25 protein-coding genes are annotated in these 23918 nt (G+C 40.2%); 17 read left to right on the top strand and 8 right to left on the bottom strand.

All coding sequences use genetic code 11. From position 1 onward, the window contains the following. Positions 1-19 precede the first annotated feature (19 nt). Positions 20-1195 (top strand): competence protein CoiA, encoded by a 1176-nt coding sequence (locus tag CFK37_RS00530; RefSeq protein ID WP_089060074.1) that lies wholly within the window; start codon positions 20-22, stop codon positions 1193-1195. Between the two features lie 186 nt (positions 1196-1381). Continuing rightward, positions 1382-3196: an oligoendopeptidase F gene (gene pepF, locus CFK37_RS00525; protein WP_089060073.1), complete on the top strand. Its 1815-nt coding sequence runs from the start codon at positions 1382-1384 to the stop codon at positions 3194-3196. Between the two features lie 1051 nt (positions 3197-4247). Here the strand turns inward: pepF and CFK37_RS00520 are convergent. From CFK37_RS00520 to CFK37_RS00510, 3 genes are all read right to left on the bottom strand, one after another. After that, entirely contained in the window at positions 4248-5144 is an 897-nt protein-coding gene (locus tag CFK37_RS00520; protein ID WP_089060072.1) for a ClpXP adapter SpxH family protein, read from the bottom strand. A 43-nt stretch (positions 5145-5187) separates the two neighbouring features. Further along, complete coding sequence (locus CFK37_RS00515; protein WP_089060071.1) at positions 5188-5568, bottom strand: globin domain-containing protein; 381 nt, start codon at positions 5566-5568, stop codon at positions 5188-5190. Between the two features lie 68 nt (positions 5569-5636). Continuing rightward, on the bottom strand, positions 5637-6212 hold the full coding sequence (locus CFK37_RS00510) for a CYTH domain-containing protein (protein WP_089060070.1): 576 nt from the start codon (positions 6210-6212) through the stop codon (positions 5637-5639). 214 nt (positions 6213-6426) lie between these two features. On the opposite strand from CFK37_RS00510, the gene yjbM reads away from it, so the two are divergent. From yjbM to CFK37_RS00495, 3 genes are read left to right on the top strand one after another with little or no spacing between them, the layout of a single operon-like run. Beyond that, entirely contained in the window at positions 6427-7035 is a 609-nt protein-coding gene (yjbM, locus tag CFK37_RS00505; RefSeq protein WP_089060069.1) for a GTP diphosphokinase, read from the top strand. 53 nt (positions 7036-7088) lie between these two features. After that, a complete protein-coding gene (locus CFK37_RS00500; RefSeq protein WP_089060068.1) occupies positions 7089-7892 on the top strand; it encodes an NAD kinase in 804 nt (267 codons plus the stop codon). 21 nt (positions 7893-7913) lie between these two features. Then, positions 7914-8801, top strand: coding sequence for an RluA family pseudouridine synthase (locus tag CFK37_RS00495; protein WP_245837281.1), 888 nt, complete (start codon positions 7914-7916; stop codon positions 8799-8801). Here the strand turns inward: CFK37_RS00495 and prpE are convergent. Continuing rightward, on the bottom strand, positions 8785-9525 hold the full coding sequence (gene prpE, locus CFK37_RS00490; protein WP_089060067.1) for a bis(5'-nucleosyl)-tetraphosphatase PrpE: 741 nt from the start codon (positions 9523-9525) through the stop codon (positions 8785-8787). The genes CFK37_RS00495 and prpE overlap by 17 nt on opposite strands. Positions 9526-9910: 385 nt before the next feature. Here prpE and CFK37_RS00485 point away from each other — a divergent pair, with 385 nt between their 5' ends. The 3 genes from CFK37_RS00485 to CFK37_RS00475 all read left to right on the top strand — a co-directional run bounded on the left by CFK37_RS00485 (position 9911) and on the right by CFK37_RS00475 (position 14296). Next, positions 9911-11086 (top strand): FtsW/RodA/SpoVE family cell cycle protein, encoded by a 1176-nt coding sequence (locus CFK37_RS00485; RefSeq protein WP_089060066.1) that lies wholly within the window; start codon positions 9911-9913, stop codon positions 11084-11086. Positions 11087-11378: 292 nt separating this feature from the next. Then, complete coding sequence (mgtE, locus tag CFK37_RS00480; protein WP_089060065.1) at positions 11379-12737, top strand: magnesium transporter; 1359 nt, start codon at positions 11379-11381, stop codon at positions 12735-12737. Between the two features lie 1037 nt (positions 12738-13774). After that, positions 13775-14296, top strand: a complete 522-nt coding sequence (locus CFK37_RS00475; protein WP_089060064.1) for a CotO family spore coat protein — start codon at positions 13775-13777, stop codon at positions 14294-14296. Between the two features lie 161 nt (positions 14297-14457). Here CFK37_RS00475 and CFK37_RS00470 read toward each other — a convergent pair whose 3' ends face one another. Beyond that, positions 14458-14979 (bottom strand): CotY/CotZ family spore coat protein, encoded by a 522-nt coding sequence (locus CFK37_RS00470; protein WP_089060063.1) that lies wholly within the window; start codon positions 14977-14979, stop codon positions 14458-14460. Positions 14980-15172: 193 nt separating this feature from the next. On the opposite strand from CFK37_RS00470, the gene CFK37_RS00465 reads away from it, so the two are divergent. Then, complete coding sequence (locus CFK37_RS00465; RefSeq protein ID WP_089060062.1) at positions 15173-15406, top strand: hypothetical protein; 234 nt, start codon at positions 15173-15175, stop codon at positions 15404-15406. 248 nt (positions 15407-15654) lie between these two features. Next, positions 15655-16566: an MBL fold metallo-hydrolase gene (locus tag CFK37_RS00460; RefSeq protein WP_089060061.1), complete on the top strand. Its 912-nt coding sequence runs from the start codon at positions 15655-15657 to the stop codon at positions 16564-16566. 185 nt (positions 16567-16751) lie between these two features. Here CFK37_RS00460 and tlp read toward each other — a convergent pair whose 3' ends face one another. After that, on the bottom strand, positions 16752-16979 hold the full coding sequence (gene tlp, locus CFK37_RS00455) for a small acid-soluble spore protein Tlp (protein ID WP_089060060.1): 228 nt from the start codon (positions 16977-16979) through the stop codon (positions 16752-16754). 245 nt (positions 16980-17224) lie between these two features. On the opposite strand from tlp, the gene CFK37_RS00450 reads away from it, so the two are divergent. The 4 genes from CFK37_RS00450 to CFK37_RS00435 all read left to right on the top strand — a co-directional run bounded on the left by CFK37_RS00450 (position 17225) and on the right by CFK37_RS00435 (position 19892). Beyond that, positions 17225-17788: a GNAT family N-acetyltransferase gene (locus CFK37_RS00450; RefSeq protein ID WP_425445354.1), complete on the top strand. Its 564-nt coding sequence runs from the start codon at positions 17225-17227 to the stop codon at positions 17786-17788. 119 nt (positions 17789-17907) lie between these two features. Then, the gene (locus CFK37_RS00445) at positions 17908-18291 is read left to right on the top strand and encodes a hypothetical protein (protein WP_089060058.1); all 384 of its coding nucleotides are present in this window, start codon (positions 17908-17910) and stop codon (positions 18289-18291) included. Between the two features lie 16 nt (positions 18292-18307). Next, positions 18308-19150, top strand: coding sequence for a protein phosphatase 2C domain-containing protein (locus tag CFK37_RS00440; RefSeq protein WP_157724771.1), 843 nt, complete (start codon positions 18308-18310; stop codon positions 19148-19150). Between the two features lie 10 nt (positions 19151-19160). After that, positions 19161-19892: a class I SAM-dependent DNA methyltransferase gene (locus CFK37_RS00435; protein WP_089060056.1), complete on the top strand. Its 732-nt coding sequence runs from the start codon at positions 19161-19163 to the stop codon at positions 19890-19892. Between the two features lie 264 nt (positions 19893-20156). Here CFK37_RS00435 and CFK37_RS00430 read toward each other — a convergent pair whose 3' ends face one another. Then, complete coding sequence (locus CFK37_RS00430; RefSeq protein ID WP_089060055.1) at positions 20157-20951, bottom strand: hypothetical protein; 795 nt, start codon at positions 20949-20951, stop codon at positions 20157-20159. A gap of 173 nt (positions 20952-21124) precedes the next feature. On the opposite strand from CFK37_RS00430, the gene CFK37_RS00425 reads away from it, so the two are divergent. Next, a complete protein-coding gene (locus tag CFK37_RS00425) occupies positions 21125-21685 on the top strand; it encodes an MOSC domain-containing protein (RefSeq protein ID WP_089060054.1) in 561 nt (186 codons plus the stop codon). 58 nt (positions 21686-21743) lie between these two features. Here CFK37_RS00425 and CFK37_RS00420 read toward each other — a convergent pair whose 3' ends face one another. Then, a complete protein-coding gene (locus CFK37_RS00420) occupies positions 21744-22430 on the bottom strand; it encodes an ArsR/SmtB family transcription factor (protein ID WP_089060053.1) in 687 nt (228 codons plus the stop codon). Between the two features lie 146 nt (positions 22431-22576). On the opposite strand from CFK37_RS00420, the gene CFK37_RS00415 reads away from it, so the two are divergent. After that, entirely contained in the window at positions 22577-23191 is a 615-nt protein-coding gene (locus CFK37_RS00415) for a flavin reductase family protein (protein ID WP_089060052.1), read from the top strand. A gap of 180 nt (positions 23192-23371) precedes the next feature. Beyond that, positions 23372-23917 (top strand): glycerol-3-phosphate acyltransferase, encoded by a 546-nt coding sequence (locus CFK37_RS00410; protein ID WP_089060051.1) that lies wholly within the window; start codon positions 23372-23374, stop codon positions 23915-23917. Position 23918: the final 1 nt, after the last annotated feature.

Below are 23918 nucleotides of genomic sequence, written 5' to 3'. Positions count from 1 at the left end.
GTGGAGGTGACACCCATTCATGCTGCAAGCAAAATTAAAAAATGGTAAACTGATCACACTTGCGAGCCTACCTAAACAAGAAATTATAAAGGCAAAGCAAGATGAATTTTTTTGTCCAACTTGTGAGGAACCCGTGTTGGTAAAGGCGGGAATGACAATGATTCCGCATTTTGCCCACCGCCAAAGACTAGAGTGTGCGTCCAATGATTATGGCGAGGGGCCGTATCATGAACAAGGGAAGTTAGTATTGTATAACTGGCTGAGGATGCAGCAAGTCGATGTCAGACTTGAACCGTATATACAGGAAATCGGTCAGCGGCCGGATCTTTATGCAGAACTCAGGAACAGGAAAATCGCAATCGAATATCAGTGCGCAAGGATCCCGATTGAACTGTTAAGTCAGCGAAACGAAGGGTACAAAGGGATGGGAATAACCCCAATATGGATACTTGGAGCCAAGCATTTTCAGCGTATTCGCAAGTATCATTTCAAAATTGATCAATTTCTCCTTTCATTCATCCACAAGTTTTCGGCAGAATTCCCTTCAACCCTTTACTTCTTTTGTCCACAAACCCTTTACTTTATTATCGTTCAGCACATCCATGTACTATCTCCGCGTTATGCTATGGGATTATTCCGGTTTATTCCTATTCGCGATCTGAAATTTCCCAATATCTTTTTCCAACAGAACCGAAATGACACATGGTTGTACCACCAATGGAACCAGGAAAAGAAGGCTTTTCGTTTACGGCCAGCTAAAAATAAATATGGATCTGAACGAACTTGGCATCAATGGTTATATAAGAAAGGCGCGCATAAGGAAACATTGCCTTCTATTGTGTATTTACCGATTCAATCTCAATACCTCATGAAGACACCGCTATGGAACTGGCAAAGCAGGTTATGTCTTGAACTATTACTTCCCCTGCCAATTGGAGCCGTTTTTTCACTGGACCGATGTTACAGAATCCTTCATTATCAGCCACAGCATCATCTTTTCTCATTAATCAGGGGCATGGACAATCCGGTCCATAACTATCTCATGTTATTGAAAAAACTTGGGATCATCGAAGAACTCGATACGAATATTTTTCAAAAAGTCCAGGACATCCACCTTCATAAAAACATTGAAGCATCTCTAGAGGGAGATGCACGAATAATGAATCAACTTCTTCATTGTAGTACAATAGGATAGTGCATGATTACAGGGTAAATCAGCATACTAAGGAAGATATTAACTTAAGTTTAAGTCCTTATGTATCAGGTATAGAAGGATCCAAGGTCATCGCAGCAGTTTTCTTGCGACAGCTTAGATTATTTAAAGGAATTTAGGAAAATTTACCGAATAAGTATTGTAGTGGATTAAAAGGAGGACGTTCAATTGGCTAAAGGAACAAAGGAATTACCTAAAAGAAGTGAGTTACCAAAGGAATTAACTTGGGATTTAGAAGATATTTTTGCTACAGATGAGGAATGGGAGAAAGAATTAAATAGTTTAAAGCAGGACATTCCAAAGATTGAGGAATATGCCGGCAAACTGGCTGATTCGGCACAAACATTATATGATGTATTAAAGCTTCAGGATGACTTATCAGAGCGACTAGGTAAGCTTTTTACATATTCCCATATGCGTAATGATGAAGATACAACCAATTCATTTTATCAGGAGCTGAATGCAAAAGCGGAAAATGTATTAACCCTTGCATCAAGTTCCATGAGTTATATTGTGCCCGAAATCCTAACTATTGACGAAGCTAAGTTGAAGGAATTTCAAGCTGAAAAAGAAGAATTAGCATTATACAAGCAAACATTGGATGAAATTGCCCGCCAGCGTGCGCACGTGTTAAGCCAAAAAGAAGAAGCGCTGCTTGCTGAAGCATCGGAACCTATGGAAAATGCTTCCCAAACATTTGGTTTGTTAAACAACGCCGATCTGACTTTCCCGGCAATTACCAACGAGGACGGAGAAGAGGTAGACTTAACACACGGGCGTTATATTGGTTTTTTGGAATCAAAAGACCGCAGTGTTCGCGAAGCTGCTTTTAAAGCAATGTATGATACGTATGGCAGCTTTAAAAATACGTTCTCATCTACTTTAACCGGAACAATCAAAAAAGATAACTTCTATGCGAAGGTGCGGAACTATGATTCAGCTAGACACGCTGCACTTGATGGAGACAATATTCCGGAGCAAGTTTACGAAAATTTAGTAGAAGCGGTAAATGAAAAGATCCACCTATTGCATCGTTATACAGCATTACGTAAAAAAGTTCTTGAATTGGAAGAACTGCATATGTATGACATGTACACACCGCTTGTTCAGAATGTAGAGATGAAAATCCCATATGAAAAAGCTCAGGAATATGTGGTTGATGCACTGCAGCCGCTTGGTGAAGATTACGTTAACACGATCAAAGAAGGATACCAAAGCAGGTGGATTGATGTTGAAGAGAATAAAGGCAAGCGCAGTGGCGCCTACTCATCAGGAGCGTATGGAACCAATCCATATGTGCTGCTGAACTGGCAGGATAATGTCAATGATTTGTTTACACTCGCACATGAACTTGGTCATTCCCTGCACAGCTATTACACAAGAAAGTCACAGCCATTCCGTTATGGAAATTATTCCATTTTCGTGGCTGAAGTGGCGTCAACCTGTAATGAGGCACTATTGAACGAATATATGCTGAACCATTTAGAAGATGAGAAAGAGAAGCTATTCTTATTGAATCATTTTCTTGAAGGCTTCCGTGGTACTGTTTTCCGTCAGACCATGTTCGCTGAGTTTGAACATGATATTCACAAGCGGATGCAGGAAGGTGAAGCATTAACTGCAGAAAAACTTACTGAGATTTATTATGCATTAAATAAAAAGTATTTTGGTGATGAAGTTATATCCGATGAGGAGATTGGACTCGAATGGTCCCGTATCCCGCATTTTTACTACAATTATTATGTGTTCCAATATGCAACCGGATATTCCGCCGCAACTGCTTTGGCCAACCAAATCCTAACCGATGAAGATGGCTCAGCAGTTGAGCGCTATTTAAACTTTTTAAAAGCCGGAAGCAGTGATTTCCCAATTGAAGTGCTGAAAAAGGCTGGAGTTGACATGACTTCAAAACAGCCGATCCTTGAAGCACTGGATGTTTTTGAAGAAAAGTTAAATGAAATGGAAGAAATGTTGTTGAAGTAGGAAAAGTGAAGCTTCTGGGAGCTGGAACTGGACAAGAAAAGTGAAAGCGCCCGTTTAGAAGCGGACGCATAAGCAAGGGACCGAAGAACGCATGGGTTTGGCGTTCGTAGTGTCCAATGCTTATGACGGCAGCTTCTGGGAGCTGAAACTGGACATGGCCGCCCGTTACGTAAGCTTAATAAAGTCAAATTTTCTTCTACTTAAAACAAAAGGGAGGATGTTCCACTAGGGAACATCCTCTTTTACTTAGGAGGGGAACGTATATGGATGTGGGTGCTATATGTAGATGCAGCTTACCTTAGCCTGCGGAATGAACGGCGATGAGTAAAGGAAAAAATCGTTAGATAGATCGAAATAAACAGTAGTGGAAGTGTAATATAAAGCGGAATGAGCGTCATAAACGCCAAAAAATTTAATAAGAAAGCAAAGATTGTGAGAACCAGAAACAGGTATGGCATTAGATTATGCATGATCATAACCTCCAAAACTACTTTTTTACATTATATGAAGAAGGGTGTTGGAATAGAAGTTTGACATTTTTGTGAAAGGATGCACAAACATATTGCTAACCAGCTTTATAGTTGGTATAGTAATAGTGCGAGATAACAAGCAAACAAACCCCTTTGTTTGAACTTAACTTTCTCCCATCCCCTTTGTTTGATACAAAGAAAATAAAAGACCAAAAAGGATATACGCTGCCCCGTATATCCTTTTTATTTACACGTATAAAGTATAAAAAAATCTAAGGCTTTCGCCATTAGTTCTTGGCGACAAGCCAAGATTTTCTAAACAGGTGAAAAGCGTAAAATATCGGCCAATTCGGGCTAGTATCAGCCAATATAATAATATAACGGCCATTCTGGAATTTTAACGGCCAATCCTGGAATATAATCGCCGTTCTGGAAATATATTGGCCAAATTTATATTATATCGGCTATTCCGGGATTTTATCGGCTGTTATTAGAATATCGGCCAATCTGAAGATGAATTTGCCACTTCAAAAATAACGATCAAACAAAAAACGGCCGCCAACAGGCAACCGTTTTATATTTCAATCGTTTATATACTTCCAAAAGGATCCGTATTTTACAGGGATCTTTTTAACTATTTGCTTTAACTGCAGCTTCTTCATTTCTTTGTCTGTCTGTGCAAGTGTCCAGTCATATACAACCGATATTTCTTTATTGCCGACGATTCCGTAAAATGCCATGAATTTTTCTAATGATGGTCTTTCTGCAGGTTCAGGCTCTTGCTGAAGCATTTGTTTTAGAACCTTTACATAAATATCATATGGATAAAGTCCGGAAATTTTAATACCTTGTTCCTCGACTACCTGGTTAAAGAAGACAATGGTTGGTATATAATCGACTTCCATTTCCTTGGTCAGTTTAAGATCACATTGAAAAGCCTTTTTTGCTGAGGATGAATATAAATCGTTTTTGAATTCCTGTAAATCTACATTTGCTTGTTTGGCAACTTCAAATAGAACGTCTTCATCGGAAATATTCCGTTTTTGCAGAAATAGGCTTTCCTGAATTTTTCGTAAAAACAGTTTGCCTGCTTTTTTACCTTGTAATTCAGCGGCTTTGATTGCAAGTGAAGCAATCCATGGTGATGACACGGGATTATCGGTCCATATATCTCCGTCACAACTCATGCCAGTTCGTTTCGCTGTTCGATCCCAAATGTCCTTGAGTTTTCTTGGTTTATCGAATTTATCTTTGTTTAATGTATTTAAGTGTCCGCTAATTATAGGTCGTATGGTAAAAAAGCGTCCGTATTCAACCGAAAGCTTTTTAAGATAAGGCTCTAAAGACCAACACTCAGGGCAAAGAGGATCTACAAAAACATAAATTTCAATTGGTTTTTGTACAAAATCTGTTACATTAGATTTCGCCGATGTGTTTGATTGATTCGGGCCATCAAGTTCAGCGTTTTGCCAACTCACATCGATTCTCCTTTCTACTACTGGCTTCTTACTAGCAACTTTACTACTCGGGTGTGTTCATCATATGATTTGCAGTCATGCTAAGTTTCTCAAAAATTGCCGTGCGATAGGGTTCTTCGATTTCCGCTTCTATAAGTGCTTCACTCATACACGCAAGCCACGCATTTCTTCTTGTTGGCGTTATTTCAAATGGCAGGTGACGACGCCTGAGCATGGGGCTACCGCGCTCTTCTGAATAAATCATTGGCCCACCAAAAAATTGGGTCAGGAATAGGCGTTGTTTTCTAGCGGTTTCCGTTAAATCTTCAGGGAAAATTGGTATAAGATCGGGATGCATGGAAACGCGCCGATAGAAGGCTGTTACAAGTTTATCTATGGAATCGAAACCACCAATGGCTTCAAACATTGTGCCGGGTCTTGTCATTCACTTTCTCTCCTAACAGGTTTGTTTATATTGTAGCAACGTACGAATGCTTGAGCAAATCATCTGATTCAGTCAAGCGTCAATGATGTGAAAAATCGTTTAATTTTATTCGGTGTCTGTTTTTTGGTAACCGCATAATCATCAAGAATAGTGTGAAGCATATTTAGTCCATCGGTTCTGGAACCCGCCTCGATTTCCAGTTCATAATCAGAAATCCCATTATAGGTACTATAATCAAGTACCAATAGTGTTCCCTGGTGCTTTAATTCATGCCGTTCTGTTTGAAGGCTTCCATAATAAATCAGGTCATTTACTTTGATGCCTAAGTATTTAAGTTGATTGGAAACCTGTTCCTTCTCAATAGGCATACCGGTGATCCAGCTTTCTGCTTCAGCCGCTGTTAACGAATCATGTGACTCAAGCAGCCCATCAGGATGCGGTTCTTTTAAGGTTAAAACATATTTTTCGTTTTTCTCCCGGATTCGGAGTGCAGCACCTTTTGCTTTTAATGAAAAATCGCTTGTTTCAAAATAGTAATTGGTTTGACGGGTTCCGGTTTCGGGAAAAGGAAACGCGTGCAATAAACGGTTATATTCGTCTTTTGTTAGCAGATTTTTATATTCAATTTCAATTTCCTGTGTCATTGTTTACCTCCATAATTTTAGGTAGGATTACCATTGATTATCGCTAATCAGCGATGTTTTTGCAAAGATTATCCATTAAATTGTGTTATGATAAGATTTAAAGGACTTAAGTTAAAATTCCTAAGACTTTCGCCATTAGTTATTGGCGATAACCCAAGATTTTCTAATAATTATTGGCTGAAGCTAGGGTTTGATGATAAAGGTGGTACATACTATGAATTGGAAAGCATTACTCGCACCGTATTCACAGGTGGTTGAGGAATTAAAAGTAAAGCTTAAAGGAATGCGGTCGCAGTTTGAATATGAGTCAAGGCATTCCCCAATTGAATTTATTACTGGTCGGGTTAAGCCTGTTACAAGTATTTTAGATAAAGCAGAAACGAAGCATATCCCGCTTGAGCGGATTGAACAGGAGATGCAGGATATCGCCGGTGTGCGCGTCGTTTGTCAGTTTGTTGATGATATCTATAATATTGTTGACATGCTTCGCTCCAGGAATGACTTTGCCATAATTGAGGAGAAGGATTATATATCTGAAAAAAAGGACAGTGGATACCGGTCGTTCCACATTATTATTGAATACCCGGTTGAAACGATTCATGGGGAGAAAAAGTTAATTGCGGAAATTCAGATTCGAACGCTTGCTATGAACTTTTGGGCAACGAATGAGCACTCTCTTAATTATAAATATAAAGGCAGCATTCCAAGTGATATAAAGAACAGGTTGAAACGAGCTTCGGAAGCTGCGTTTAAGCTTGATGAGGAAATGTCAAAAATAAAAAATGAGGTACAGGAAGCACAGCGGATTTTTCATAGGAAGTAACTGGGTTCTGTATACACTAACCGAAATTCGTCTGAAAAAGGAGATGACTTTACATGAGATTTGCAATTGTATCAAAGGGCGACGATCGTTCAAACAATATAATGGCAACAATGAGGCAATATTTAACGGAGTTTGATTTAGAGTACGATAAAGAAAGTCCCGAGCTCGTCATCTCCGTGGGTGGGGATGGGACACTGCTTGAGGCATTCCACCGTTACATTCACCGTTTAAATGAGACGGCGTTTATTGGGGTACATACTGGCCATCTCGGTTTTTATGCAGATTGGGTCCCGGAAGAGGTTGAAAAGTTAATCATTGAAATAGCCAAAACACCGTTCCAGGTTGTGGAATATCCACTGCTTGAAGTAAATATAAGATCCAAATCCGGGCGCAGTGAAGACACATTTCTAGCTTTGAATGAAGCGACAATTAAAACGGCCGATGGTTCGGTTGTTTTTGACGTGGAAATAAAAGGCGAGCACTTTGAAACATTTCGTGGTGATGGATTATGTTTATCGACTCCTTCAGGCAGTACTGCATACAACAAAGCACTTGGCGGCGGTATTATCCATCCATCGCTGGAGGCATTCCAGTTGACTGAGATGGCGTCCATTAACAACCGGGTATTCCGTACAATTGGCTCGCCGTTAATTTTGCCAAAGCATCATACATGCCTATTAAAGCCGCTTGTGGATCGCAGTTTTTTAATCACAATTGATCATTTTACCGAGACCTATACAAATGTGAAATCCATTCAGTGCCGTGTCGCAAAGGAAAAAGTGCGTTTTGCCCGGTTCAGGCCATTCCCATTCTGGAACCGCGTGCGTGATTCATTTGTAGCTGATGATGAGAAATAACGATAGAGAAGGTGTGTGTTTGTGAACGTGAAATGGGTCATTACAACGGAACATGAGGGAATGTCCATCTATGATTATCTCCGTACTGTTCAGGATTTCTCACACCGGATCGTGAAGCGTGTAAAGGAGACAAAAGGTCTGCTGAAAGTGAATGGAAGATGCCAGATTGTCAGGTACGAATTAACAGCCGGTGATGTGCTTGAGGCAGCTTTTCCACCAGAAACGATAGGACCCGGGCTTGTACCTGAAGACATCCCGCTATCGATTGTGTACGAGGATGAAGCGGTACTGGTTATCGATAAACCTGCAGGAGTGGCAACAATCCCGTCATTTAATCATCGAAGCGGAACCATCGGAAATGCCGTACTTGGTTATTACCAGAAGCAGCAAATTCCATACACGATTCATGTCGTAACTAGACTGGACCGTGATACATCAGGACTTCTGCTGATTGCTAAGCATCAGTACAGTCATTCATTACTGGCTAAGGAGCAACAAGCGAATCAAGTAGACAGGACGTATTGTGCGGTGGTGGAAGGCGCTATTTCGCAGACAAAAGGGACCATTGATGCAGATATAGCTCGAAAAGAAGGTTCAATTATCGAGCGCGTGGTTGGGGAAAAAGGGAAACGAGCGGTCACACATTACCAGGTGGAGAAGCGGTCAAGCGCCTATACAATGGTTAAAATCAAGCTTGATACAGGGAGAACTCATCAAATTAGGGTTCATTTTTCTCATATAGGACACAGTCTGGCTGGTGATGATTTATATGGTGGTTCAACTGAGAACATTGATCATCAGGCTTTGCATTGCATGGAATTGCAATTTCGCCATCCATTTACCAAAAAGAGGATGCATTTTAATTCAGCTCCACCAAAGAAAATCGCCGGGCTTATGGAAAAGTCCTGAATTTCTCTGATAGGAAATGCTGCCGTGACTGAACAGAAACAGTTTCATTCTCAGGCATGCGAAAGGCGGTTAATTTATTCCCAAAAACGCAACCGGTATCAATGTTTAGGCTGTGGTTAACCTGTCGAGGCTCAAGAACAGGTGTGTGTCCATACACAATCCATGGATCCCCATGGTAATCCTGTGCAAAGTCCCCGCGAATTGGTGTGCCATCTGCGTTTGAGGCTCCGGTAATATCACCATACAAGACAAACGTTTTTACCTTTTTATCTGTACGGCCGATATAGGCTTCTTTGATACCGGCATGGGCAACAATCGCGTTTGCTTCCGGGAGCTGCAAATATAATGGTGCCGCTTCATATAAAGTCATAAACTGATGCCTTATTTTCTTTTGCTCCCGCTGCCCCAAGGAAAGATATTCATCTACGGTAGTTTCCAGACCATGATTAATCCGGACATTATTTCCCAAGAAATAGCGGTACAGCTTATTACAATGATTTCCCGGTACATAGCCTGCCACGCGGTGTTTTACCACCATATTGTAAACCAGCCTGATGACCGCAAGAGAATTTGGGCCGCGGTCTGTTATATCCCCGGCAAAAATCGGCTTGCGATTAGTAGGATGAACGAATATATCTTGCTTTTTTTGATAGCCGAGCAAATACAGAAGCTCCAATAATTCATCAAAACAGCCGTGTATGTCACCGATTACATCAATTTTCATTCTACTTTTTCCACCTTAATGGTATCTTGAATACCTAGTTATTTTCCTTTTAAAATCAATTGAAATGACACAATTTAAATATGGAAGGGCAAATTGATTTGTGGTAAGATTATTTAATGGCAGTAAACTTACAAAGCACTGCAAATTACGCAAAATAAACCGACAAATTTTGTCGTTGTTTTTTCTTTACACTTTAAGAAAGCATAAATCTTTATCGGTATAAAGTATAAAAAAATCTAAGGCTTTCGCCATTAGTTCTTGGCGACAAGCCAAGATTTTCTAAGGAAAGTAATTTTAAAGTATATATTCTAGTGTAAACATAATTTGAAAATAATACAGCATTTTTACGTTTGGAATTTTAATTTAGGGACATAGGTGATTTTTAATGGAAAAGGGAAACTCAGGGAGATTACAAGTTGATTTAATCTTTATTTTCCTGTTGTTCATGGGGACGAGTTTAGTTTCACTTTATAATATGCAAAATTTTTCTCCTGGGGACGAGGATTTTTTAGTTAAGCAGCTGGTTTGGTATGCGGTTGGTGCAGTACTGATTGCCTTGATCAGGGTGTTCGATCTCAATCAAATGTATATGATCAGCTTTTATGCTTATCTCTTTGGTGTATTCGTGCTGGCGATTTTGCTGGTAAGCCCAGAAGGTATTGCAAAAACGATATACGGTGCAAAAAGCTGGTTTACATTGCCAGGTTTTGGGACCTTGCAGCCTTCCGAATTTACTAAGATAACGACCATCATGTGCTTGGCATCAGCAATTTCCAGGCACAAGGAAAAGTATGTCAACAAAGATGTAAAGAGTGACTTTATACTTTTGTTTAAACTCATTGTAATCGTGGCGGTTCCAGTAGGTTTGATTATGCTGCAGCCTGACTTCGGTACCTCAATGGTATACCTGGTTATTTTCAGCTTTATGGTGCTGCTGTCAGGAATAAACTGGAAAATATTGTTCACGATTATTGCTTCACTTGCAATTATTGCGGGAGGATCCTTAGCTCTTATTGTTAAGTATCCCGATCAAGCTAAAGAGATTCTGCCGATAAAAGAATACCAAGTGGACAGGATTATGACCTGGTTTGGACCTGAGGAGGAAACAACAGCAGAAAGCTATCAAATAACCAAATCATTTTCTGCAATTGGTTCCGGCCAATTATTTGGTAAAGGATTGAACGAATTACAGGTTTTTATTCCAGAGGCGCAGACAGACTTTATCTTTTCCATTATTGGGGAGAGCTTTGGATTTGTTGGCAGCAGTTTTGTTATCTTTCTTTATTTCTTTCTGATCTATAAGCTCGTCAGTATTGGATTGAAAATATATGGAACAAGCCCATTTGGAGCCTATTTTTGTTTTGGTTACATGGCAATGATTGCCGTACACACCTTTCAGAATATAGGGATGACGATTGGTATTATGCCAATTACGGGGATTCCGCTTTTACTCATAAGTTATGGCGGCAGTTCCGTATTGGCAACATTAATTGGATTCGGAGTAATATACCGAGTCAGTGAGGAAATTACAAACAGTGAAGGATACATGTTTGGAAGGTAATGGGTAACCCTGTGGCTATTGTGAAGAGCACTGAAAAAGTGGTGGATTTTAAACTTTAGTTTTCCACCTTTACTTAGCATCTTGAATATACGGAGACTCCTGCGGGAAGTAAGAGATCGGCGAGACCCCGGAGGACGGCAGTCCGAGGAGACTCGACACTCGCCCGCGGAAAGCGAAGTATATTCAAGATGCGATGATGGATTCATTATTTTGTACCATACTTTACCTTTTTCAGTGGCCACGCTATGGGGTTATCTTTCACTTGTAACCTTCGTGAAAGGAAGTGTTCCCTATGGAAGAGACAGCCAAAAATGAACACCAATGGGGTATGCTGCTCGATCAATTAAAAAAAGAAGATATAAATGCATTCCGCACAGAGTACCTTGATATGCATCCATATGACCAAGCGCAATTTTTCCAGGAGCAAGGCCGAGACGAGCGGTTATTAATCTACGGTTACCTGTCACCTGAAGAAGTTGCAGAGATTATGGAGAATATTGAAATTGAAGATATCGAACCATTTTTCTCGGAAATGGATCCGCGGTTTGCTGCAATGGTTTTCGCAGATATGTCGACGGATGATGCGGTTGATATACTAAATGAATTAAGCAAAGACAAGGTTGCAAGCTTTCTGACGATTATGGAAAACGATGCTTCTGATGAAATTAAACAGCTGCTGCATTATGAGGAAAAAACAGCCGGAAGTATTATGACAACCGAGTTTATTTCTATTTTTAAAGAGCAAACGGTAAAAGCTACCATGGCTCAATTAAAAAAAGAGGGACCGGATGCGGAGACCATTTATTATTTGTACGTCGTTGACGAAGATAAGCGGCTGGTCGGGGTACTTTCTTTACGTGATTTAATCATATCGGAAGAGGATACCCTGATAGAGGAAATTTTGAGTGAAAAAGTTGTGTCCGTGTCTGTTGCCGAGGATCAGGAAGAAGTCGCAAAAATGATGCGTGATTATGACTTTTTAGCTGTACCAGTCGTTGATTTTCAGGATCATTTACTTGGAATTATTACAGTCGATGATATCTTGGATGTCATGGAAGAAGAGGCAAGTGATGATTACTCTAAATTCGCAGCAATCACTGATAATGAGCGGCCAAATGAGAATGCGCTTATTTCAGCAAAAAAACGATTGCCATGGTTAATCATTCTCTTGTTTCTTGGCATGTTAACAGCGAGCTTAATCGGTCGCTTTGAAAATACGCTTGATCAGGTGGCAATCTTGGCTATCTTTATCCCATTGATTGCGGGTATGGCCGGAAATACTGGAACCCAGGCATTGGCAGTTGCTGTTCGTGGTTTAGCCACTGGTGAATATGGGAAGCAGGGTAAATTCAAACTAATTTTGCGTGAAGCAGCAACAGGATTGATAACGGGAACAGTTTGTGGCATCGTCATTACATTGGTCATTTATTTATGGCAAGGCGATATTTTCCTAGGATTGCTTGTCGGAATCTCGATTATGGCTACACTCGTTGTTGCGACACTTGCAGGCTCGCTCGTGCCATTGATTATGGACCGGCTTAACATTGATCCAGCAGTAGCTTCAGGACCATTTATCACCACCATCAATGATATAATTTCTATTTTAATATACTTTGGTATGGCAACCGCGTTCATGGGATTCCTAATATGATGATAGAATAGAACTCATTGTAAAATAACAAAATAACATGGAAAAGCATACGAATAACACGAAGGAGACTGGGACATAACTAAATATTTGACTCGGGAATACAAACGATTACAGGGTAGGAAATTTAGAACGTTACTTTTTCAAGCGATAATAATTCGTAGTGGATATAAATTGCGACGACTAAAATTATGTTTGGCACCTCGATTGCCGCTGCTAAAAAACACTCGCTTTCATGGCCTCCTCGAGCTTACGCTGAGGGCACTGAAAAAGGTAACGTTAATACACAAATAGGTGGATCTATCATCGCATCTTGAATATACTGCGCGCACCTTAGGGCGAGTGACGAGCCTCCTTGCCCCGGCAAGGGGTAGCCGATGTTGACCGCAAAGGGCGGTTTTAGTCGGGCTTCATTAACTGCCGTCCTGCGGGGTCTCGCCAATCTCTCACTTCCCGCAGGACAAGGAAAGCTCCTCCGAAAGGCATCGCACGAAGAAAAAGTGCTTTTCTTTTTCGAGGAGTCTCCGTATATTCAAGATGCTAAGTAAAGGTGAAAAGCTATATTTTTAAAATCCACCACTTTTTCAGTGCCCTTAAACCCAATCCGCGGGGTCTTCAGCCTGTGCTGTTCTAAGCAGGGAGCCAACGGTCAGGAGCGCAAGACACCATCGTATTAGTGGATAAGTAGATATCGTTACCAAGTCCCGTCTTAGCGGAGGAAAAACACGGAGACTCCTGTGGGAGCAGAAGCCTAGATGAGACCCCGGAGAGCGAAAGCTCGAGGAGGCTCATCAGCTGCCCACGGAAAGCGCAGTGTTTTTCCGTAGCGGTCGCTAGGCCACAAACATGATTTTTAGTTATGTCGCAGTTTACAGAAAATTGACAGCATTTATATGTGGTTAAGTTTCAAATTATCAATGTAATTATGTTCTATTTTCTCTGCATTGTGTTCCTAAATGACCAATATAGGCAGAGGTCACGTTTATAAATAGCCATTCATATAATGTGGTGACTATGGCAAACGAAAGGAGACCAGCACGATGGCTAAAAAAAAGAAATATGCCAGATCACCACTCTTATATATACATCAACCGGATATTTCTAATCCAAAAGCTCCGATGCAGTCCAATTATTCTACCCCCAGGAACAAGAAGCAGGAGGAACCTGTTGCTCAGAAACCCCAAGCCAAAAACGTTCGGCCGCTGAATCGGGATATTTTCACAAAAAAGTCTGGTAAACAAAAGACGGATAAGAAAAGTGGAAAGCCACCTGAAAGAGCTGAATTAAAAGAAGAGGCAGAAGAGCAAGAACAAGCGAAACCTCAATCAAGTAAAAAGTTTACAGAAATGACAATACCGGAAAAAATTGATTATTTTATTTCAAAACCCAAGAATATGCCAATCATGAAGTGTGAAGTGAAAACAGAAGAACGAAATTATCGAGGTATTATTCTTTCTGTAGAAGATGAAGAAGATCAAATTTTAATGCGTGTTGGCAGACGAACTAGTACAACAAAAATTGCAATCGAATCAATCACCGACATCAGACTGATTGGATTTTAAAAAAAGCGTAAGTGCCCGCTTAGCGACTAGTGGACCGCGCCCACAGGGCGTACAGGTTCATTAGTCGCTTTTGTGCTGGAACTAAACATAATGAAAAGCACAGATGGGCGGGAAGATTACCCGCTCATCTGTGCTATTTTTTGGTGTTGTTAGCTAACTGATTAGTTAAATGCATTAATTGCAGGTAAGCAAGTTACAATGCAGAAGCAGTCTAAATTAGCTGTTATACAAATGCCGGTAGTGCGTAGGTTTTCAGTGTCTTGATCTGCAGGACACTCTGGATCGCAACAGTTACCGCGGCGATCCCACTCGCCTTCATTATCATGATCGTGATGATGGTGATGGTGATGATGTTCCTCTTCACTGCGCAATAATTCCAATGTTGCACAGCAATCGTCATCTACACGTTTAACCCTGAAGAAGAAACTTGATACTACATTACCCATATCATCAGGGTGCACACCAAAACCTTTAAATGGCTCGCAGTCCCCCTTACAATATAAAAGAACTGGAACTGTATCTAGACCATTTCCGTTATCGGTGTCTCCAAGTAAATCGCTAATAGAGCGTTCGCAGCTAGTATCACAGCAATTCTCAACTACATCGTTTTGTGCATCTGCAATTTCTTTTAATATATCGCACACACAGTTACCTGTTTCGAAATCTTTTCCACAACAACCCATAAATGAATACCCCTTCCTAAAATTTATTGACTTATTGTCTATACTAGAATATGTACAAAAGACCACATGGTGTGGGCGAGTATAAGAATTTATTTTTTAATTAAAAGTCGAACAGAAAAGGGCGAATGACTATGCCAAAGTGAAAAATTATACATAGGCTATTAACGATAAAGGTTATAAAGGGGTGAATTTCATGTCAGAAAACAAAAAGGTGTACCATGTAAAGGATTTAATTATAAAGGCGGATAATGTTTATGTTGAGCGTGACGACCATCATCGCCGTAATCCATTTTTTGGCGGGAAGCATGATCATAATGAAGCGGAGAACGAATATGACCACCACGATCATGAAGAAAAGAAACACGATCGTGATGAGGAAGATGAGGAAAAGGATAAAAGAAGGCACCGTCGACCTTTCTGGTTTTAATTGATCCGAGTCAATAATAGGCAGCTTACACAGCTGTCTTTTTACATGGTTACATGGCTGTTTTCCGAAAGATTGTTGTTTTCGCACGTTGCTGTTACTTCGCAATTTTTATCAACTGTGGCGATACTAATGCAACCTATGCGAAAAAAGCCTTTTACATATTGCGCGAGAAAAGTGAAGATTTGTGTTAGTAAAACAGGAAATGGGCAATACTTTAGCGAAAAGTATAGGTAAGGGAGTTGATTCAAATGAAATTTACACCATTAAATGAGACATGCTATTACTTTGATGCGGTCGTAAATATTGGCTATGTCCATCATGGAGATCAGGGCATGCTGATTGATGCTGGGATAGACGATTCAATTATGCGCAAGGTTCTTAAAGAATTAAAAGCAAATGAGCTGCCAATCACCCATTTGTTCATTACACATGCTCATGCGGATCATTACGGTGGTGCCCATTTTTTGCAAAAAAAACACGACATCACAACCATTGCGGGAAAATTTGAATCGGCTATTTTGCAGCACCCGACGATTGAACCTCTATATTTGTTCCAGGGAAATGATCCATTGCCGGAACTGCATAATAAATTTCTTGAGGGTAAACCGATTCAGGTGGACCGGGTCATTGGGGAAGGCGAACATACCATTGATGGCTTCACCTTTACGGCCCATTTATTACCGGGGCACAGCTATCATCAGCTAGCAATGCAAATCGACAATATCTTATTTGCAGGAGATAGCTACTTCAGCGAGGCGCAGCTTGAAAAGCATAAAATTCCGTATATCACTGATGCTGATTTAACGCTCGAAAGCTTACTGCGTCTGTTATCCATAGACTGCGATGGTGCCGTTCCGGGTCATGGTACTTTTGAAAAAGATTTTAACCAAACTGTTGAAAAAAATATTGCCTGCCATGAAGAAATAATGGGATGGCTTGTGAAATATATTACGAATGCAAAGGCAGGGGTGACACATGAGACAATGGTATCGGACATGTGTGCGCATTTTGCAGTTGAAAATTCCATGCTGTCATCCTGGTTATTGTATCGGACAGCTGTTACGGCATATGCAGTGGGATTAATTAAACGAGGGAAAATTGATCATTATATGGAAAGAAATATCTGGAAGTTTAGGAATATCCAAAGTCAGCCAAACTAGGGGGAAAAGGAGGGTATTAAATGAAGGAAAAGGATAAGTCAAAAAATAAAAGTAAAGAAGAACTGAACAATCGATCACTTAAAACTGGGAATAAAAAATTAAATGGGCCGAACCGCCCTTCAACATAAAAATAATACAGGCATGGATACGGAAAACGCTCCATGCCTGTATTTATGTTTAAAATTTTAGTTGTTTTGCTGATCTTCTATTTCATCCTTCAATTCTGACCGCAGGCTGTCAATGCTTTCCTCGCGGCGATGATTCTTTTGTTTAATTTGCTGCTTTTGCTCTTCACTTATTTCATCAGCGTGCGCATTCACATAGTCTTGAGCTTCATCCATACTTTGTTCCGTATTACTGATATTATTTTTAATTCTTTCAGGGTTATTTGAACGATCGTCTGGTTTTGGCATGATTTGTTCCTCCTTTGTATTTTGGGGTTAGTATGTCACGTTATGTGCTGTGGTATGTATTCTTAGTGTGGGTATGGAAAAGCATCTATTATAGATAGTGAGGAAATACAAACACTGAATCTGACAGAAAAGTAAAATAATAAAAATACTTGGTAGCGGCTGCTCTTTTTTCAGCCGTTATTTTTATGGGTTTAGCATAGGGTTCGAGTTGAAATAGTAAGACTATTTCTAGAATTGGTGGTACCATGGATAACAGAAGTGATAGTAGAGGGGGAGTGATGGTGCCAGCGAAAAATGGAGAACAGGTTTCCATCCGTAAAGCTGAACTAGCGGATGCCCAGGTAGTTTTGAATATTCAGTGGCAAACTATTTTGGAAAACGATTATTTGATCACAGTTCCAGAAGAATTTAATCAGACAATCCCGCAGCAGAGGGACTGGATTCAGAAATTATTGGATAACAAAAGAGAAACAATGATGGTTGCTGAAGTAGACAGTATCGTTGTAGGCTGGATTGTTTTTCAAACGCGTAATCCTAAACGATTAGCCCATGCTGGTACGTTTGGAATGATGATTGCTCAGGAATACAGAGGAATAGGTATTGGCAAAATGCTGATCAACGCATTATTGGATTGGGCCGAAAAAAATCCTTTAATTGAAAAGGTGAGTTTATGGGTTATCTCAACCAATCAACGGGCAATAGCATTATACGAAAGTTTTGGCTTCAAAGAAGAGGGCAGGAAAGTGCGTGAAATTAAACTAGATAAAACTAAATATGCTGATGTCATTCTGATGTATCGGTTTGTTTAAGCAGTTGTAATCCTTAAAGCAGAAAAATAAAGAGGAGTTGGAGAAAACAATATGATTGAAGTGAAAAGGGCTTCCTCTGAACATGTTGACGGGATAAGGTTATTAAAGAAGATGTTGAATTGACGCTAGATCAACTTTTACCTGAGGAAAACGATGTTTATGTGATTGCTAAATCAATTGGAACGGTGGCACTAGCTAGTGAACTGGCCAACCGAAATAAATTAAGAAATGCTAAAGCGATATGGTTGACCCCTTTACTACAGAATGATTATATATTTGACCATCTCATTAATCGTAACCTTCAAGAAGGTCTGATTATTATGGGTGATAATGACCGGTGCTATTTGGAGGAACGTTTCGATCAGTTGGCCGGGAAGGATAAAATGAAACCTATTTTAATTAAAGGAACTGATCATGCATTAGAACATGAAGATGGAATGTATAAGTCAATTGATTGCCTAAAAGAAATACTGAATGAAATCGATAAATTCACTACCGAATGATGAAAGAAGGGAAAGCATGAAAGTCGAGTATAAAACAGCTAAGGGAGTAAGCAGGTTAAATGAGGATTCATTAATTATCAATAAAGACGAGTTAGTTTATGGTGTCGCGGATGGTGTGTCCTCCTTGGTTCCATTTACAAGCAGGAAAAACCTGACAGGTGGTTACATTGCATCGAATGAGGTTAAGCAGCATTTTGAATCCAATAAAAAGCATGGCGATCTTTTTAGTGGAGTATCAAGGGTTAATCAAAGGATTCAGGATGAAATGAAGAAATACGATATTGATATTTCAAAAAAGGAAACGTTATGGGGTACGGCTCTGGCACTTCTAAAGATTACGGATACAAGCATCGAATACATACAAACTGGTGATTGCATGCTCATTGCTGTTTATAACAATGATGAGACTCGTGTACTGACAAGGCTGCAGGTGGAACATTTGGAAAGTTCGGCCATCCAAAAATGGAAAGAAGGTATCGAGCAAGGGGTTAAATCCAAAAGTGAGTTAACGAAGCGGGTCAAGGATATTTTAATTTCCAACCGGCATAAAAGTAATACGGAAGACGGGTATGGCGTTTTAAACGGAGAACAAAATGCGATGGATTACGTGGAGATAGGTTCTATTAATAAGATTGGAATAAAACAACTAATCCTGATGACGGATGGGATGTTTTATCCTGAGGAAGTTGTTCCAGGAGGCATGGATTACTGGAAATTTATCACTTCCACATTGAACACAAAGGGATTGGATCAGTATGTGAATGATTTAGTAAATATCGAAGAGTCCGATCCTGAATGTATCGCTTATCCAAGATTTAAAAAATCCGATGATAAAGCAGCAATTATCATTACCTTTTAGGGGGAAATCCATGGAATACAAAGGTTCAATGGCTTACGATAATGATGCATTTTTTGAAAACTATCTAACAAGGAGGAATCGTGAGACAAGCCCAAATAATAGCATTGAAAAGCCCGCCTTACTTGAGCTTATTGGTGACGTAACGGACAAGCGGGTGCTGGATCTGGGATGTGGCGATGGCAAATTCGGCTATGAACTTATTGACCAGGGGTGCAGCGTGTATGATGGAGTTGAAGGATCGACGAATATGGTTGGTAAGGCTAGGGAAACTTTGGCTGGGACTTGCGGTAATGTTTATCATTCCACGATGGAAAAGTGGGATTATCCAACTGAAAGGTACGACCTGGTCATTTCCCGTTTAGCACTGCATTATATCGAGGAGTTGCTTCCTATTTTCAAAAAGGTATACGATTCACTCCAATGTGATGGCAGTTTTGTTTTCAGTGTTCAGCATCCTGTTCTGACATCGTCGATAAAGAGCGCGGTAAATTCGGGTAAAAAGACAGATTGGATTGTGGATGATTATTTTGCAACTGGCAAACGAGTGGAACCTTGGATTGATCAGCAGGTGGTTAAATATCACCGGACCATTGAAGAATATTTCAGGTTATTGGTTCAAGCTGGCTTTACGATTGAATACATCAGTGAGTGCACACCAAGAAGCGAACTCTTTGATAGTAAAGAGGAATACCAGAGGAGGAAGCGGATTCCGCTGTTTTTAGTGTTTTCTTGTAATCTGTGATGTATAAAGTTTAAGGCTGTCGTCATAAGTTCTGTTTGAAGACTAGCAGGTTGAACTCGGGGGAATAGGTGGAACTTGGGAGAGGGCAAGTCAAACTCGGGAGAGAAATGGCTGTCTCCCAAGTCGATGTTGTTATTGGACCGAGTGCAGCTTGATGCCTCCCGAATTGTCTAGATTCCCGCCCGAGTTTTTAAATAGCATGGTTTTAAGTCATCATCACAGCTTTGCTTTGTGTTTCCTATAACCCATTGTGGCGTGCTTCAGCTATTCCCATTTAGCAAAAATATTGAATCCATCGTTTATACTTTGAATAAGTGTTTTTAATTGATGTGCCAGCATTCGCTGATCCATTTGGTGAAACTTTGATCCCTGCTTGAAATAAAAACTGTGTATCAGTTCGTTTAAGGCGTGTACTCGTTTAAAATCCTCATATAGGATCAAGTTGCTGTAACGCATTAAAATCGTGTTTAATTCATTCCTTTTTCGTTCTAGCAATTCATTGAGGAAATCATTCTTATTAATGAGGTAATCAAACCCTTTTATGTGTTTTAAATTTAGTTTAATTTCCCAGAAAAACGGGCTTGTTATCATCTTATGAATATCTTTTTCAGCTAATTGGTATATCCTTGCAGTGTCGTATACGCCATTTTCATCGGGATTTGCATAATAGAATAAATCTGCTATGCCAAATTTGAAATCCTGAATGATTTGATTTACATCAGCATCTATCATATATCGTTTATTGGCAGTGCTTTTGCGGGAGTGCTCAGAATATAGGAAATCCAGAAAGTATACGGTAACAATCAAGCTTCCGTATGATATCAGGTAACTTTCAGCATGAAAGTCATGGAACATATAGTTTGCCAGCAATAATGAAATGAGCAGCAAAATGAAAAACAGATTAACGGGCCACAGCATTCTTAATCTATTTAAAAATCGGATCAATCCATTCTTGGCCCGGACGATGTCTTTCTTTTTAAGGAATGCAGTAATAAAGATACATATCACGTAAACCATGGGGAATACAAGTAGCAGTAGATTTAGGGTTTCTCGATTCATATGCACACAACCCGTCTTGGTTCTTGGTATAAGGTCCTTTTATAGATTATGTGGTTTTAATTATCATGAGAACGTAGAAACAAATAGTAATAAACCTTAACTCCAGTTAATGATATTCCCCGGAACCATTTTAGTAGCTTATCTATAAGTATTTTGAGAGATGAGGAGATAATATGTGGAAACGTTATTCTACAGTGGTTACATCTATTCTAGTTGCGGATCGGCAAGATAGCTTTGTGACTAGAAAAATATCGGAGACAAATTTAGAATATGGTGGGGTTCCAGGTGATCTGCATTTTGGCCTGACTAAATTAGCTGGTACCAGAGAATTGATGTACGAACGCGGATCGGAAATTTTCAATCGTAGGCAGGTATCAATTGTATCGGTTGAGGAATGTGCAATAATCGCTGAAAAGCTTGGAGTCCACCAGGTATTGCCTGAATGGTTAGGAGCCAATATCGTACTGGAAGGCTTTGAGGGCCTGACAGGATTGACGCCGGGAAGCAGAATTATTTTTCCAAGTGGTGCGGGAATTTTGTGTGAGGGGGAGAACCTTCCGTGTTTAGGTCCTGGTAAAGTGCTTCAGGAAAATTATCCGAATGAACGAAAGCTTTCAACACGTTTTATAAAATCATCATTAGGGTTGAGGGGAATTGTCGGTATTGTGGAGCAACCTGGGAAAATATCGGCTGGTGACAAGGCCGAAATTGTGGCATATAGCCATTCGGATTAAAAGGAAAGTGGGCCATCCTGATGATTTTTTTTGCAGGATGGCTGTTTCAGTCCATACCTCACAAACTCAAATGAAAAACGTTTTTCAACCCGGTTTCTCCCTCTTTTGTCAGCTTTACCGCACGGCTGGAAGAATGTCTTTCAATCCAGTTTAAATCAAAAAACTTAGCTGTAATTGCTTGCCCCAAGGCACCCGCAAGATGATGCTGCCGTTCACTCCAATCCAGGCAGGTACGGGAGAAGGAACGGCGTTTTTGACGAAGGGTAGCAATGTCTAAGCCAAATTCCTCAAAGAACAATTCCCCTTTTGCTGTAACCATGAATTCTTTTTCCGTTTTCTCAATAATTCCTTCCTGAAGCATGTGCTGGGTTAATTTCACTCCGAGTTCGCCCGCTAAATGGTCGTAGCAGGTCCGTCCCGATTTGAGGGATTTCATTTGTGCTGACTGTTTCAGTGAGCGTATTTCCGGCGGGCGTGCAATGGAAAGAAACGACTCTACTACTTGCGCAACGTCCCCATCGACAAGTTGATAATACCTGTGACGGCCATGTTTTTCCTTGGTAATTAAATGAGCATCGGTCAGTTTTGCTAAATGGAAACTTGCTGTTTGCTGTTTAATTCCAGCCATATATGCTAATTCGGAAGCGGTGTGAAACCTGCCGTCCATCAGACTGGTTAGTATTAAGGCTCGGGAAGGTTCACCAAGAATAGCAGCAATTTCGGCAACGTTAGGATTAGCGTTCATTTTTAGTTTCCTCCCTTCGTAATCATACTTCGATCATAATGGAAATGTATTTGTTTTACAATTGGAAATAAAACATTCATATTTCGATCCATGTTGAAGTTTTATGGAAGTATACTAGGTTTAGAATAGAAAAAGGAGGTCACAAAATGACTCAAGGTACTACAAAGGATCAGGAAATCAAGCCAAAAATTTTATATTATGGGACGCCAGTAGTGTTGCTTAACACCCTTAACGAAGATGGTACGACAAATATTTCACCAATTTCCTCATCGTGGGGACTAGGAGATACTATTGTATTAGGGCTTGGATTAGGCGGTAAGGCAATTGAAAATATCCAGAATGGGTCTGATTGTGTGGTGAATATTCCAGATCCGTCGTTATGGAAAAATGTTGAGGCACTGGCACCATTTACTGGCAGTAATCCTGTTCCAGACTATAAATTAGCAGAAGGATTCAGCTGCCAAAAGGATAAGTTCGGTGCGTCGGGACTCACACCTAAGCCTTCTAAAACAGTGAAGCCAGCGCGAATCGCGGAATGTCCCCTGCAAATTGAGGCGAAGGTAAACAACATTCGCATTCCGGAGTATAGTTCTGTTTTTGCTATTGTCGAGGTACAGGCACTTCATGTCCATGCGCATCAGCACATTGTGATTGATGAGCATCATGTTGATCCAGTCAAGTGGAGCCCGTTAATTTATAATTTTCGTCATTATTTTGGACTTGGCAAGGAATTAGGGAAAACATTTCGGGCAGAAACGTGAAAATTAGAAAAGCTCGGCGCGTTTGTGTTAGAAATATTTTTGATGAAATACAGGATCCTTTTCCGTCTCCGGCGGTAAAGGGTCCTTTTGTTCGTTTAAAATTTTTTAAGTCAGTGTTATAATTTGTTAGATTGATAATATTGTAAGAATATACAAATAGAATTACTAAGGGGTGGGACTATGTTGACATTTGTTTTTATCGTCGTATCCTATCTGTGCGGGTGCTTGAATGGTGCCTATTATCTTGGAACGGTTGTCGCAAATCAGGATATTAGGGAACTTGGAAGTTCAAATGCTGGGGCTAGAAATGCGGGCAGGGTGTTTGGCCGTTCTGCATTTATTTATACGGTTATTATCGATGCGTTAAAAACAATCATCCCATTGGCAATTGCGGCCTATTTAATAAATGTTACCGGGGTCTTATTAGGGTGCATGGCACTTGCTGTGTTAATCGGCCATATTTGGCCGGTTCAACTGCAATTTCGCGGGGGCAAAGGTGTGGTTGTGTATTTGGCGGTTGCTCTAGTGCTTGCTCCGCTAACGCTTGTTGTAGTTGGTTTAACGCTGTTAATTGTTTTGCAGTTTAAGCGGAGTTTTACAATAGCAGGTTTAATTGCGCTTGCCACGATTCCAATTACACTAATAATCCTATCTGAACCTATCTTTGCGGGATTATTTTTGTTGATGCTGGTAATTGTTATATTCGTGCATAGAAAAGAGGGTTAAC

It is taken from the genome of Virgibacillus phasianinus (genome assembly GCF_002216775.1).
Lineage (GTDB): Bacteria > Bacillota > Bacilli > Bacillales > Amphibacillaceae > Virgibacillus_F > Virgibacillus_F phasianinus.
This window is presented reverse-complemented; position numbering and strand designations above follow the sequence as displayed.